We start from the raw sequence: 12,985 nt of genomic DNA on the forward strand, positions 1-12,985 counted from the left end.
CCGGAACAAGTCAAGATAGTTGTCGCCTGATTCATGCAATCACCTGCCTTCTATTTCAGCTTGGGTAGAGTCCCGAACGACGCTGTCCCGTTCCGGGTTGAGCGTGACGGCCCCGATCGGTGTCCAGTCCCGTGTCTGCCCGGACCAGCGTGCCGGGTGACGTTCGCGGGCTTGCAGATAGGTCTGGTGCCGTGCCGCCAGGATCGCGTGGTCTTCCCCTGCATGTCGCTGGGCGGGGGTGACGTAGCGCAGGCCGCTGTGGCGATGCTCGACGTTGTACCAGTGCACGAAGTGCTGTCCCCACTGGCGGGCTTCGTCCAGGCTGGCGAAGCCGCGCGCCGGGAATTCGGGGCGGTACTTCGCCGTTTTGAAGAGCGATTCGACGAAGGCGTTGTCGTCGGACACCCTGGGGCGAGAGTATGAGGGCTTGATCCCCAGCCAGTGCAGCATCGCCAACACCGTGGTGGCCTTGAGCGTGCTGCCGTTGTCGCCGTGCAGCACGGGTTTTTCCGGCAGGGCGTGGAGGCCTTCGGCCAACGCGGTGCGCTTGAGCAGGCTCACCGCGTGTTCTGCCTCATCGGTGGCATGAATCTCCCAGCCGACGATCTTGCGGCTGTACAGATCCATGATCAGATACAGGTAGAACCACTGCCCCTTCACGTGGGTGGGCAGGTAGGTCATGTCCCAGCACCACACTTGTCCGGGGGCGCTGGCTACGTGCGTCGTCGGCGCTCGCGTGCGCTGCGGCGCACGGCTGCGCCCACGGTGACGGGTTTGTCCGTGGGCACGCAGCACGCGCTGAAAGCTCGATTCGCTGGCAAGATAGACGCCCTCGTCGGCCAGCGTGGGGACGATGCGCGCCGGGGGTTGGTCGGCGAAACGGGGCTCGTTGGCCAACGCCTGGATCCTCGCCCGTTCTTCGTCGCTGAGCGCATGCGCCGGCTGCGCACGCTTTGCCAGGGGCCTGCGGTCCCCCTGGCGCAGTCCTTCCTGCGCTTTCCAGCGCTGCAGGGTGCGCAGCGTCATGCCTGCGACCTCGCAGGCCGGGCGTAGGCGCGCGCCGGCTGCGTGTGCCTCATCGATGTGTCGGACCAGTGTTTGGCGATCTTCCAGGCCGATCATGCGTCCTCGTCCTTGGGGAAGATCGCTTCGAGCTTTTTTGATAGCACCAGCAACGCTGCCGCTTCGGCCAGCGCCTTTTCCTTGCGGCGCAGGTCGCGCTCGAGTTCCTTGATGCGACCCCGCTCGGCCTTCTTCTCCCGCAGAGCCTGCCGTGCGACTTCCTCGGGCTCATCGAGCGCCTGCAGGGCGGCGGTGCGCCATTGCTCGAGCGTCTGGGGATACACGCCATGCTCGCGGCACCAGGCCCCTTTGCTCGCCTCGTCCATCGCGGCGGTCGAGAGCACCGCTTCGAATCGGGCCCCCGCACTCCAGCCCCGCTCGCCAACGGGCTGGGAGAGCGCCTCGGCTCGCCAGCGCGCTAGCGTCGCAGCTGAAATGCTCAGCTCTCGCGCCAGCGTCTGCACCGCGACACTTTCTGGCGGCAACAGCCGTGCAACCGCCCTGTCCTTGAAGGACTGTCCGTATCTGGCCACTTCGTTCTTCCTTTGTCGCCCTCTGGTTTCAGGATCTATCGAGACGACAACTATTCTGACACAGAGGGTCACCCAAGTCATCGTAGCGCGAGTAAATCAGCTGGAACGTTTCGAAGAACTTGGAGCGCTCTCTCCTTTGCGTATTGTCATCTTCAAGCCGTTGATGCACTTCAACCGTCACCCGTGGCACGTGAACTAGGTCGAATTTTCTTGCACAACGCAACAAAAATTCCCAGTCCTCATGATTGTCAAGAGTTTCGTCGAAATAACCCACTTCATCGAGTATACGGCGCCGATGGGCCCAGGTATTCACGGGGATGTAATTGCAGACATGCAACCTTTTCCTAGAGAAAGACATATCTTCGCTGTACCTATAGCGTCGGAGTTCTTTCATCTGGCTATGTTCTGATGACTCAACGACATACTCTGCTTCGGTATAGGCAAACGGCGAATCAGATTCGGTCAGGTGATCGACTATAGTCTCAATATGATCAGGAAGAAAAACATCATCATCGTCAAGATAGCAGATGATCTCACCTCTGGCCACTCGAAGACCAGTATTGCGTGTTGCGGCTTGTCTTCGATTTATACCATGACGGACATAGACAATATTTGATCCTTCAGACAGCCAATTGACAATATCAGAAACCTCTTTTCCAGCATCGTTAACAACGATAATTTCTGTATTTTTATAGTTTTGTTCCTTGACGCTCCTGATCGCGCGAATCAACAGATCTGGGCGATTATAAGTCGGAATAATTACGGAAACCAGCGGGTTATTTTTTCTACCAAAAACAGCTTCAGCTATTTTCTGGAGAATTTTATTATCATGGTGCTTTTTTAAAGCAATCTTTAATTTTTCTATATTTTCTGGTTTTGTATTAGCAAGAATGTTTTTTGCTTTTTCTATTTCTTCTTTCGTATATATTTCCGGATGATGAAAAACCATGTGCGCCCAAACCTCATCAAGGCTTGCAAGCGTACCTGATACCATGGTGTTGGGACGGTTGCGATAAAAGAACAAAGGTTTTTGTAAATGAAAGGATTTAAATCCATTTTTTGCTGCCGCCACCCAAAAGTTCCAATCCTCACCCCCAAGATACATTGCCGGAGAATAGCCGCCAACTTTTTCCCAAACCTCTTTGCGGTAGAGGGAACAGTAATCATGGACGTTGGCTAATTTGAGAACATCGAGCCGAGATTCTCCTTTGACGTGAATGTGGTTCGCTTCTCCAAAATTCTGTTCGTCAGTATAAACGATGGAAAATTCAGGGTTGTTGTCCAGTATGGCGACCGTTTCTTTTAAGAAGTTCGAATCAATCTTATCATCCGCGTCAAGGGGAAGAATATATCGACCACGTGCGGACACAATTCCAAAATTTCGGGCGCTTGCCAAACCACCATTTTCTTTCTCGAGCAGACGTATTCTTGCTTTCGGATCTTTGCGCAGCAACGCTCTTGCGACTGCAGAAGTATCATCCGGGCTGCCATCATTGACAATGATACACTCCCAATCTTCAAAGGACTGGGCCAGAACGCTCGAGACAGAATCTTCGAGAAATTGGGCTTGATTGTAACAAGGGATAATCACTGAAACTTTTGGGGTAACGAAAGATGATTTGCTTTGAACATTACTGTCAACATTTAATATTTCATCACAATTTTTCCCATTACCCTCCAAATTCAACGAATAAATTTCTTCTGTTTTTATTTTCTCGATAAAACCCCTGTACTCGTAAGCTTTGGACGGCAACGTCTCCTCAAGTATTCGAAAAAAAACAACATCAAGATCTTCGAGATCAGGGTTTCCGTCTTGCACAAGAGCAATGATATCTTTCTTGAGACTTTGCGGCAACGCTGCATTCTGAAACAAGTGGTTCTTCACCGAAGCCAACTCGTTTCTCATGATTGGCATATTTCTGTTTATAATAGCCCTGATAACCGAGTTCCTTCTTTCCTTATCTTTGGGAAAATACGCACTGTCAATGAAATGGCAAAGGTCAACTGCCCAAAACAACTGATGAAACGCAACAAACCAGTAGGGCAAGCCATATTGCATGTATTGCTTGGCGTCTGCATCCATGGCCGTTTGAGCTTGCATCCATCGCTCACCGTCCCAGAGATAAAATCCTTTTGTGAGATTCTCCCCTTCGCACCAAGCGCGGATGAAGTATTCAAAACTCCAGTCCAGAAATGTTCCAACCAATGGATGATTTTTTATGTATGAAAGAAAGAATTTTTTTGCCAAATCGGCGGGAGTTATCGAATATATTAACAGCGGAGTTATTCTTGCATTTATATGGCTAATGATTCTTTCGCCCCAATTAATTCCTGATAATTCGGTTGTAAAAATGGAGGAAATTCTTCCAAATCCATACTGATGTAATGGCGGAATGTAATATTTTTTTGTATTATCTCGGTTTTTTTCAAGAAATTCGTCAATAAATTCTGTATTGAAATAGTCATCGTCAGCCAAAAATAAAATATGACTTCCGGTTGCTTCGATTATTGCGGATCGCCAATTTTTCTGCAATGAAGTGTTTTCTTGGTTTTTAATTAACTTGGCATTAAAATTTCTCCTGTCTTCAAACAGCTGTGAAATTATAGATTTTTTCAAACTATCACCGCTATTGTCTGCAATAATAACTTCAACATTATTATCTTCTATTTCAAACGCCTTTAATATACCTGACAGCGACTTAAACCATTTTCTGTTACTAGGCATCAAAATTGATAATTTGTTTTTTTTCATGGCTGTATATTTTCGGAGATTTAGAATATATCGAGACGAAAAATACCTTAACACAGAAGAATTGGTGTACTTTAACGTTTGAATTCAGCGGCCTTGTGCAGATTTATGCACAAGATCCGCTGAAATGAGGATTTAGATCTCAATCGATTTTTTCATAGAGATCTGAATCTATCTCTGGCAATATTGGCTCCGAATTGCCTGTTGATACACCAACCAATAACATGATTCTTGGTCCACCGTGCCGCCATGCATTATTCTTTACAGCTTGAATTGTAGTCGGATCAAGCTCTAAGTCGAATCCTCTAAAGTAGCGACCGAGAAGTTGATACGACAAGGGTACCCCAAACTTATGAAGTTCGGTTGTGAACTTGCCTTGCTGTAGTGCTGTTCCAACAGGGAGGCATACACAATGCGTAAATGGCTGGACTACACCATAGTGCCGATAGCTGTAGTAGTTTCCAAATTGCAAAAATAAATTATCCATGCACGACGACACATTGTCATAGTCGTATAGCACCAGACGGGCCGACGGTGCATTGGAAAGGATGTTCTTGATTTGCTTGGCTTTGGTAGCAGAAAAGGTGCTCTTTCCTATGTCACGCTTCTTTGCTTCCAGTAATCCAACCCCTTCCAACGTTTCACCTGCCCAAGTTGTCATACGAACGAGCACCCCAATATCACCGTATGTTGATTCTTCAGGAAGTCTCAATTTCCGAACATCCCAAATAATCTTGAATGGATGATCAAGCCCCTCAAGCGATACCATTTTGTGATGCGCCACAAGATCTTGTATAATCGTGAAAGAAATGTGGTTCTCATCCCAAGAATATGGGTAGCATTTTCGTACCGAATCGATAATTGATTTTTCTAGTTCCACACAGAATTCATGGCAATCCATTTGAATCATCTTCTTTTTATGATAAAATCCTAGATATTGAATTTTCCGGAACACTTGGGGTAACACACGTCATTTATGATACTCAACATTGAATTTTCTCGATTCCTCCGTCGTTTTGGCCGTCTGTTGTGGCCTCTCATGTCCCACGACCATTTCTGGCACTCTGCGGCCGTGGGTGATTCTCACCAAAGGATGGTACCGAACTTCACGAGCCACACCGTCCGTCGAATTTTGTAGCAGGTAACCATTTTTCATTGTTTCTCGATTTGCGTCACATTCTTTCTTGAATTCAGGAAGTGCTCGGAGACGTGTGACCCCAGTCTATCAGATCAAGCGTTATGCCAGCACTGGTGAGCAGGCACAAGTTTTCTTCGCGGTAATTGGGGTTCATCAGGATCGCATGGGCAACATGGCGCGACGGCAGCTCCGAGGGGGAGACGATCGGGTGTCCCGTTCCCGGCAGGTAGCGCCCCTGTTTGGCGGGGTTGAGGTCCACGACGCATTCGATCAATGCACATTCCGGGTCGATCAGATTGGCAAAGGTCACCCCCTTGGCTCCAGCCCCCCAGATGGCGATCTTTCCCGAGCGACGTAGCCGTTGGAGACGGTCGAACCAAGTCTGGCGAAGCGCAGCCTCGTTTTTGCCATAGTCCTGTGCAAGCGCAACGAGCGCGCTCGCGTCCTCTCGAGGGAGGGCAGACAGTGCCGAGGCAGGTTTGGCCTCGAGCCAGAGATACTGCTCGCCGAAGCGAGGCGTGACGCCAAGCACTGTAAAGCCGGAACGCTCGAATGCGTGACGCAGTGAGGCCGCGCAAAAGAGCGAGCAGTGCTCATAGAAGAAGTCCCAGATCACCTGATGGCGCAGAATCCGCTCGACGCAAGGTGTCTCGAAGAAGACACGGGCATCAGGAGCATGGTTGAGCGCCGCCCGGACGGCACGCAGCAACACAAGCGGTTGAGGGATGTGTTCGATGACATGCCGGCAGACGACCACGTCGGCCTTTACGTCGGCGCAGGACTCATCGTAGAACCGACGCTGAAAGCGCACCCGGCCCTCGAGCACGGTATCCGGACCGACATAGCTGGGGTCGAATCCGATGCCGCGATTGTGCGATGCCGGGTAGGCGACCAGTTTCTGCAAAAAATGCCCTTTACCGCAGCCGACCTCGACGATTGTGCTGTGGCGCACGCCGTGATGCTCGACGAGATCGGCGACCAGGCCGTCGAGATAGGCATCGAAACAAGGTGAGCACGCTTGGGTATTGTCGTACTGCTCGCCGTAGGACAAAAGCGCGGGGTCGAAGGCACGGTTGAAAACAAAACCACAATCGGCGCAGATGACCATGTCCAGCTCGCCTCGCGCGAGCGAGCGTGCAGCTTCGAGGCTGGAAAGCAGAAGATTTTGATGGACGGGAACTTGGGGACGATGCAAAAATCGAATCAATCGCTCGCCGTCACAGAGGGGACAAAGGTTTTTCGTCATGGGATCATCCTCTGCGCATAATCGTCCAGTCCCTGCGCCAGTGTTACGGGCGCGTGCCAGTTTTTTTGTACCAGCTCCGATAACGCGCCAAACCCGTTTCAAGATCGATGCGCGGCGTCCACCCTGGCAATATCGGCGCGTTTTCCCACGGTCTGAAGACTTCACGGCGCCGATACGGGCGGGCGCCCCAGTCCACCTGGGCAGGATGATCCGGGTCAGCCGCGTTGAAAAGGGTAACCAGTTCGCGCAACGATACCATTTTTTTGGAAGGCAAGCGGTAGATGCGTCGCTCGCCTGCCGGCATTTCGGCAACCAGCCGGCCGGCAATGCAGAGGCCGGTGACGAGATCTTCCACATGCACGAGGTGCAGGCGCTGTTCGCCGGGGGACAGGGCAAGCGGAATGCCGCTTTGGGCGCTTTTTTCCAGAAGATTCAGCAAGCGCGGGCGCGGGTCGTCTTCGCCGTAGCTGTCGTAGAGGTGCAGTTCCAGGAGGCGGAACCCTTCGGCGTCGAGATAGTATTGGGCCAAGGCGGAAAACGCCTCCTTGGTGGCAGCGTAGAGATTGACAGGGCAATAGTCCGCGCCTTGGTAGTGCTGCCAGGAGGTCCCCATATAGACCATGTGGCGGCAGCCGCAGGCCCGCATGGCCTCGAGCACATGCACGCCGAGGAGCAGGTTGGCGTCGACGAGCGGTGCGACGTCTTCCGGGCGATGTTCGCTCACGTAATACGCGGCAAGGTGGATGACGACCTCCGGCCGGAATTCGGCGCAGAGGCGGTGAATCGCCTCGCCCTCCCGGGTCACGCGCGCACGGGGCAGCGAACCCCAGGCAGAAGGCAGGGCATTCGGCTCACGTGTCAGGCAAGCCACCTCATGCCCTTGCGCCAGCAAGGCGGGAACCAGATGGCGACCCAGGAAACCCGATGCACCGGTGACGAGGAATTTCATGCCGGACTCTCGCAGATTCGTGCCGGCCATGCGTCAAACCCCTGTTGGGGCGCCATCTTACAGGAAGGCATGGCTGCGATCCTTGTCGGACATGCAGGTGATCGGTTTGGGCCAGACGATGCCGATACGCGGATCGCAGGCGTTGACGGCACGCTCGGCAAAAGGGGCGTAAGCAGCGGTGGAGAAGTACAGGACTTCGGTGTCGTCGGTGAGCGCCTGGAATCCGTGGGCAAATCCCTCAGGGATGACGAGGGTGCGATGATTCTCCGCACTCAGCACTTCGCCGTGCCACCGCAAAAACGTGGGGGAACGTTGGCGCAGGTCGATGGCGACATCGAAAATCGCACCGCGCAAGCAGCTGACGATCTTGCACTCGGCGTGCGGTGGCAGCTGGTAGTGCATGCCGCGCACGGTGCCGGCCAAGACGTTGTGCGTGTGATTGATCTGGCAGATCGTCCTTTCTCCGAGGATATCGCGCAATTCGTCGCGGCAGTACATTCTTTCCAGATAGCCGCGCGCGTCTTGAATCGGCTGGCGCTGAAGGATCACCAAACCGGCCAACGGCATCGGAATCGTGTCAAAACGCTTTGAGCTCATGCAACTGCTCTTTCGACGAAAACATTCCAGCATTCCTCTTCTGCGCTCGCAAGCACCGCTTGCACGAAACCGGTTTCGTCCGTCATCCGCGCCAGCGCCAGCTTTTCCGGCGGCAGGCTGGAGCTGGCATCTGAAACGGGGAGGATGAGCACCTCGACTTCATCACCCAGTTCGGGCGGAAGCGTCAATTGGATCGTGCGGTCGGCATCGGCCTTGAGGCGATGACGAAGGATGGTGGTGGGCATGAGGGCTCCTCTTTTGACTCAAGCCGAATAGTCGTCGATCTGCCGCCCGCACACCTGCCGCAGGTCTTCCCCCGCGGCATGGGCGCGGTGCCAGGCGACGACGGCGTCGAGCGCTTGTGTGAGATTCCAGCGCGGACGCCAGCCGAGGCGGGCACGGGCCTTGGCGCTGTCGAGTTTCAGGTAATGCGCTTCGTGGGGCCGGGGGGCCGCGTCGGGCTGCCAATTCGCGCCTCCGCCCAAGGCTTGGGTGAGGCGCTCGACGATCCAGCGCACCGGCCGGGCGTCGTCTTCGGCCGGGCCAAAATTCCACGCTTCGGCCCAAGCGGGGCCGGATTCGGCAAGGCGCTCGGCCAACATGAGGTAGCCCGCGAGGGGTTCGAGCACGTGCTGCCAGGGGCGGATGGCGTCCGGGTGACGGATACGCACGGGTTCGCCCGCGGAGATGGCACGCAGGATGTCGGGGACGAGGCGGTCTGCCGCCCAGTCGCCGCCGCCGATGACGTTGCCGGCGCGGGCGGAGGCAATGGCCACACCGTGCTCGGCGTAACGCTCGGGGGAAAAGTAGGCGTTGCGGTAGGCGCCGGTGACGAGTTCGGCGCAGGCTTTGCTGCTGCTGTAGGGGTCGGCACCACCCAGGGGTTCGATTTCACGGTAGCCCCAGAGCCATTCGCGGTTGTCGTAGCATTTGTCGCTGGTGACGATCACCACGGCGCGCACGGAGGGCGTCTGACGCACCGCCTCGAGGAGATGCACCGTGCCCATGACGTTGGTGGCATAGGTCTCGACCGGTGCCTGGTAGCCGGCGCGCACCAGAGGCTGGGCGGCGAGGTGAAAGACGATCTCGGGCCGGGCGGTGCGCATCGCATCGGCCAACGCCACGGCGTCGCGCACGTCGCCGATGCGGGAATCCATGCCCTCGCCGATGCGGGCGAGCGTAAAAAGGTTCGGGGTCGTTGCCGGCGGCAGGGCATAGCCGGTGACTTCCGCTCCCATCCGTTGCAGCCAGAGCGAGAGCCAGCCGCCCTTGAATCCGGTGTGGCCGGTAATGAACACACGTCGGCCCCGCCAGAAGGTGAGCACAGGCAGGGCGGCGCTCACGGCAGACATTACCAGATCTTCCACGGTGCCCGCCCGGAAGTCCACAAGTCTTCCAGCAGATATTTGTCGCGCAGCGTGTCCATCGGCTGCCAAAAACCCGCGTGCTCGAAGGCCATCAGCTCGCCCTGCCGGGCAAGGTTTTCGAGCGATTCGCCCTCCCACGGCGAAGTGTCGCCCGCAATGAACTCGAGCACGCCGGGCGAGAGCACGAAAAAGCCGCCATTGATCCAGCCGCCGTCGCCGCGCGGTTTTTCGGTAAAGCCGGTCACTTTGCTGCCTGCCAGCTGCAGCGCGCCGTATCGTCCCGGTGGTTGCACGGCGCAGACCGTGGCGAGCTTGCCATGTGCGCGGTGAAAGGCGATTTCGGCACCCAGATCTACGTTCGAGAGCCCGTCGCCATAGGTAAAGCAGAAAGCGTCTTCGTTTTCGATGTAAGGCGCCACGCGCTTCAGGCGCCCGCCGGTCATGGTACCTTCGCCAGTGTCCACCAGCGTCACCCGCCAAGGTTCGGCGTGCCGTTGGTGTACTTCCATGCAGTTGTGGGTCATGTCGAAGGTGACGTCCGACATGTGCAGGAAGTAGTTGGCGAAGTATTCCTTGATGACATAGCCCTTGTAGCCGAGGCAGATGACGAAGTCGTTGATCCCATGGGCGGAATAGAACTTCATCACGTGCCAGAGAATCGGCCGCCCGCCGATCTCGATCATCGGCTTGGGCCGCAGATGAGACTCCTCACTGATCCGGGTGCCGTAGCCCCCGGCGAGGATCACGCACTTCATCCCCCCTCCCCCAACGCCGCAGCGGGCGGCGTGTGTCAGGGGCATTGTAACCAAATTTCACGGCAAGAAAACAAGGCGTTTCCGCTGCCCACGTCATGGACCCGAACTTTCCCGCTGGTAGAACACCTTCCCCACCCGTTCGATGTGCTCGCGCAGTCCCGGATGGTCGATCGCATCGAAGAGGCAGAGGTTCACCTGATAAGGGATGGGCGATTCATCCAGTTGCCCCGCGATGCGGCCGAGCGTATCGAGGTCGAGCTTGGGACCGAACAGGGCCAGATCGATGTCCGATCCCGGCCGGTACGTTCCCTTGGCGCGCGAGCCGAAGATCACCGCCTTCTCCACTGCGGGAACTTCGGCCAGGATGCGCCGGATGATGTCGATCGTGCGCTGGGGCAGACCGAATTCATGTGCTTCGTTCATAGTTCCCTCGCCAGGCGATCTCGCAGCTCCAGAAAAGCCCCATGGTATCGCTCGACGACGGCCGAGACGATCGCTTCGGTCACGGATTGGTTGTACGTATGACTGGAGAGATTGCGCTTCTCGATCATGTCCATCCATATTTCGCCATCGCGCACGAGACCACGCTTGAACGCTTCTCGCACCGTGCTGCGCGAACCCACGAGCCCCTGGATGCCTTCCATTTCGAGGTAATCTTTCAGGACGTTCCAGGCCAGTTCATGGGTAAACTCGAATCCGTGGATCAGCCCTTGTTTTTCGAGGTCGGTGAGCGGCCGCGTTTCGGACAAGCGAACGGCCGCGCTCAGCTGATTCAGCGCCCGCTGAAAATTCTCGAACCGCTGTTTCCAGCGAACCTCATCGACCATGATCCAGTCTCCTCTCGTGCCGGCAAGCGCGTTCATCATAGCAGTGCGGCGGTACAATCCTGCCCATGAAACTCGCCACCTGGAACCTCAACTCGATCACCGCCCGGCTGCCGCACTTGCAGCGCTGGCTTGCCGACGCCCGCCCCGACGTGCTTGCCTTGCAGGAGCTCAAATGTCCGGCGGAGAAATTTCCCGTACACGCGATCGCTGAACTCGGCTACACGGCCGCCGTGCATGGCCAGAAAACGTACAATGGGGTGGCGCTGCTGGTGCGCGAGGGGTTGCCGTGGCGCGAGGTGGTGCGCAGCGTCCCTGAGTTCGACGACGAGCAGGCGCGGCTCATCGTGGCCGAGGTCGATGAGCCCGGCAGCCAGACACCGCTTTGGGTCGCGAGCGCGTATTTCCCCAATGGTCAGGCGGTGGGTAGCGACAAGTTCGCCTACAAGCTCGCCTGGATCGAGGCGCTCGCCTCCTGGATCGAACGGGAGCGGCTCACGGAGCGCCCCTTCGTGCTGATGGGCGACTTCAACATCGCCCCCGCCGCCGAAGATACTCATCCCGACTGGCCACAAGACGGCATCCTCGCCTCGCCCCCCGAGCGCGCGGCTTTCGCCCGGTTCGTCTCGCTCGGGCTCGTCGACGCCTTCCGCCGCTTTCCCCAGCCCCCGCAGTCCTATTCGTGGTGGGACTACCGCCAAGGGGCGTTTCGGCGCAACCTGGGCCTGCGCATCGACCACATCCTCGTCTCGCCGCCGCTGCTGCCGCGCCTGCGCGCCTGCACGATCGATGTCGAACCCCGTCGCTGGGAACGCCCCTCGGATCACGCCCCGGTGGTGCTGGAGCTCGCCGACCTCACTTGAAGAACACGTCCAGCCAACGGATGAAGCCGGTGATACCGCCGATCGCCAGGATCACCCAGACCGTCTGACGATGAATCGCCTGCGTCAGCCGCACCTCGACGTTCTTGATCTCCAGGCGTACGCCTTCGATCTCCTTGCGCAGGTTCGCCTCGATTCCCTTCATCTCCAGACGCACGCCTTCGATTTCCTTGCGCAAATTGGCGTCGATCTCACGCATTTCCGTGCGCAGGTTCGCCTCGATCTCCTTCATTTCTAGGCGCACACCCTCGATCTCCTTGCGCAGGTTCGCCTCGACTTCTTTCGTCTCCAGGCGGATGGCCTCGATCTCTCGCAGCAGGCGCAGCTCCGTCTCGCGCAGGTGGGCGTGCGTGGCCACGTCGCGCAAATCCGGATAGCGCGCTTCCAGCGCTTCGAACGCCTCGGCGATCAACTTCGCGCGGCGCTTGTCCTCGCCCGCGTCGAGCAGCTCTTCGTAGAGTTTCAGCGCAGCGCCCATGGGAATTCCAAAAGAAAACGGATGAGATGAATTCTAACCGCACATTCACACGATGCTGCAAGCCATCCGCTCAGGGTGCAAAGACGTCCTCGAGACGCTGCGCATCGAGCACCCGGTCGGCCCAGGTTTCGAGCTCGTCGGATGTAGCATCGTGCAGGCGCTGGCGCGCCCACTCGGGCAAGGGGCCGAAGCGACGGGTGAGCTGGCGCTGAAGCAGAAGCGCCTCGCCCTGCAAGACGCCTTTTTGCAGCCCTTGTTGCAATCCTTTCTGCAGCCCCTGTTGCAGCGCACTCTGCTCGCGCTGACGGATTTGTTCTTTGATGCGTTCGGCGAATTGCATGGTCACTTCCCCCAGGTCGTAGGATTCGGGCACGTCGAGCTCGGGCTTGAGGTCTCGTAATAGGTA

The 12,985-nt window shown here is 56.6% G+C and carries 14 protein-coding genes; 1 reads left to right on the top strand and 13 read right to left on the bottom strand.

Features of this window, described 5'->3' with window-relative positions:
* Positions 1-39: 39 nt before the first annotated feature.
* The 11 genes from H607_RS0107920 to H607_RS0107970 all read right to left on the bottom strand — a co-directional run bounded on the left by H607_RS0107920 (position 40) and on the right by H607_RS0107970 (position 11,223).
* Positions 40-1,595 (bottom strand): IS3 family transposase gene (locus H607_RS0107920; protein ID WP_088178290.1). Its coding sequence is split into 2 segments (ribosomal slippage): positions 40-1,163 and positions 1,163-1,595, totalling 1,557 coding nucleotides; the frame shifts between segments, so codons are not numbered across the junction.
* 28 nt (positions 1,596-1,623) lie between these two features.
* Positions 1,624-4,347 carry a glycosyltransferase family 2 protein gene (locus H607_RS13135; protein ID WP_083961989.1) on the bottom strand — a complete coding sequence of 908 codons (2,724 nt, stop codon included), beginning with the start codon at positions 4,345-4,347 and terminating at the stop codon, positions 1,624-1,626.
* A 139-nt stretch (positions 4,348-4,486) separates the two neighbouring features.
* Complete coding sequence (locus H607_RS13335; RefSeq protein ID WP_169393595.1) at positions 4,487-5,245, bottom strand: hypothetical protein; 759 nt, start codon at positions 5,243-5,245, stop codon at positions 4,487-4,489.
* Between the two features lie 289 nt (positions 5,246-5,534).
* Positions 5,535-6,728, bottom strand: coding sequence for a class I SAM-dependent methyltransferase (locus H607_RS0107935; protein WP_028875001.1), 1,194 nt, complete (start codon positions 6,726-6,728; stop codon positions 5,535-5,537).
* Between the two features lie 43 nt (positions 6,729-6,771).
* Positions 6,772-7,707 carry an NAD-dependent epimerase/dehydratase family protein gene (locus tag H607_RS12210; RefSeq protein ID WP_051240760.1) on the bottom strand — a complete coding sequence of 312 codons (936 nt, stop codon included), beginning with the start codon at positions 7,705-7,707 and terminating at the stop codon, positions 6,772-6,774.
* A gap of 27 nt (positions 7,708-7,734) precedes the next feature.
* Positions 7,735-8,274: a dTDP-4-dehydrorhamnose 3,5-epimerase family protein gene (locus H607_RS0107945; protein WP_051240761.1), complete on the bottom strand. Its 540-nt coding sequence runs from the start codon at positions 8,272-8,274 to the stop codon at positions 7,735-7,737.
* On the bottom strand, positions 8,271-8,519 hold the full coding sequence (locus tag H607_RS0107950; protein WP_028875003.1) for a hypothetical protein: 249 nt from the start codon (positions 8,517-8,519) through the stop codon (positions 8,271-8,273). Before H607_RS0107950 ends, H607_RS0107945 begins: the two co-directional genes overlap by 4 nt.
* An 18-nt stretch (positions 8,520-8,537) precedes the next feature.
* Positions 8,538-9,626, bottom strand: a complete 1,089-nt coding sequence (gene rfbG, locus H607_RS0107955) for a CDP-glucose 4,6-dehydratase (RefSeq protein WP_037990076.1) — start codon at positions 9,624-9,626, stop codon at positions 8,538-8,540.
* The gene (rfbF, locus tag H607_RS0107960; RefSeq protein WP_028875005.1) at positions 9,626-10,396 is read right to left on the bottom strand and encodes a glucose-1-phosphate cytidylyltransferase; all 771 of its coding nucleotides are present in this window, start codon (positions 10,394-10,396) and stop codon (positions 9,626-9,628) included. The genes rfbG and rfbF overlap by 1 nt, the downstream gene beginning before the upstream one ends.
* Before the next feature lie 93 nt (positions 10,397-10,489).
* The gene (locus H607_RS0107965; protein ID WP_028875006.1) at positions 10,490-10,819 is read right to left on the bottom strand and encodes a nucleotidyltransferase domain-containing protein; all 330 of its coding nucleotides are present in this window, start codon (positions 10,817-10,819) and stop codon (positions 10,490-10,492) included.
* Positions 10,816-11,223, bottom strand: a complete 408-nt coding sequence (locus H607_RS0107970) for a nucleotidyltransferase substrate binding protein (protein WP_028875007.1) — start codon at positions 11,221-11,223, stop codon at positions 10,816-10,818. Before H607_RS0107970 ends, H607_RS0107965 begins: the two co-directional genes overlap by 4 nt.
* 65 nt (positions 11,224-11,288) lie before the next feature.
* Between H607_RS0107970 and xth the strand changes: the two genes are divergently transcribed.
* Complete coding sequence (gene xth / locus H607_RS0107975; protein ID WP_028875008.1) at positions 11,289-12,083, top strand: exodeoxyribonuclease III; 795 nt, start codon at positions 11,289-11,291, stop codon at positions 12,081-12,083.
* Here xth and H607_RS12215 read toward each other — a convergent pair.
* Both H607_RS12215 and H607_RS12220 read right to left on the bottom strand, forming a co-directional pair.
* Positions 12,076-12,579, bottom strand: a complete 504-nt coding sequence (locus H607_RS12215; RefSeq protein ID WP_051240762.1) for a hypothetical protein — start codon at positions 12,577-12,579, stop codon at positions 12,076-12,078. The two genes, xth and H607_RS12215, sit on opposite strands and share 8 nt — an antisense overlap.
* 70 nt (positions 12,580-12,649) lie before the next feature.
* A partial coding sequence (locus tag H607_RS12220; protein WP_211218514.1) for a DUF4351 domain-containing protein occupies positions 12,650-12,985 on the bottom strand: 336 nt, incomplete at its 5' end.

It is taken from the genome of Tepidiphilus margaritifer DSM 15129 (assembly GCF_000425565.1).
GTDB classification, from domain to species: domain Bacteria; phylum Pseudomonadota; class Gammaproteobacteria; order Burkholderiales; family Rhodocyclaceae; genus Tepidiphilus; species Tepidiphilus margaritifer.

Excerpts from the sequence above, each read along its gene's own strand:
- H607_RS0107950 (WP_028875003.1), bottom strand. The coding sequence starts at position 8,519 with ATGCCCACCACCATCCTTCGTCATCGCCTCAAGGCCGATGCCGACCGC.
- H607_RS13135 (WP_083961989.1), bottom strand. The coding sequence starts at position 4,347 with ATGAAAAAAAACAAATTATCAATTTTGATGCCTAGTAACAGAAAATGG.
- rfbG (WP_037990076.1), bottom strand. The coding sequence starts at position 9,626 with ATGTCTGCCGTGAGCGCCGCCCTGCCTGTGCTCACCTTCTGGCGGGGC.
- H607_RS0107965 (WP_028875006.1), bottom strand. The coding sequence starts at position 10,819 with ATGAACGAAGCACATGAATTCGGTCTGCCCCAGCGCACGATCGACATC.
- H607_RS0107970 (WP_028875007.1), bottom strand. The coding sequence starts at position 11,223 with ATGGTCGATGAGGTTCGCTGGAAACAGCGGTTCGAGAATTTTCAGCGG.
- xth (WP_028875008.1), top strand. The coding sequence starts at position 11,289 with ATGAAACTCGCCACCTGGAACCTCAACTCGATCACCGCCCGGCTGCCG.
- H607_RS0107935 (WP_028875001.1), bottom strand. The coding sequence starts at position 6,728 with ATGACGAAAAACCTTTGTCCCCTCTGTGACGGCGAGCGATTGATTCGA.
- H607_RS0107945 (WP_051240761.1), bottom strand. The coding sequence starts at position 8,274 with ATGAGCTCAAAGCGTTTTGACACGATTCCGATGCCGTTGGCCGGTTTG.
- rfbF (WP_028875005.1), bottom strand. The coding sequence starts at position 10,396 with ATGAAGTGCGTGATCCTCGCCGGGGGCTACGGCACCCGGATCAGTGAG.
- H607_RS13335 (WP_169393595.1), bottom strand. The coding sequence starts at position 5,245 with ATGGATTGCCATGAATTCTGTGTGGAACTAGAAAAATCAATTATCGAT.
- H607_RS12210 (WP_051240760.1), bottom strand. The coding sequence starts at position 7,707 with ATGGCCGGCACGAATCTGCGAGAGTCCGGCATGAAATTCCTCGTCACC.
- H607_RS12215 (WP_051240762.1), bottom strand. The coding sequence starts at position 12,579 with ATGGGCGCTGCGCTGAAACTCTACGAAGAGCTGCTCGACGCGGGCGAG.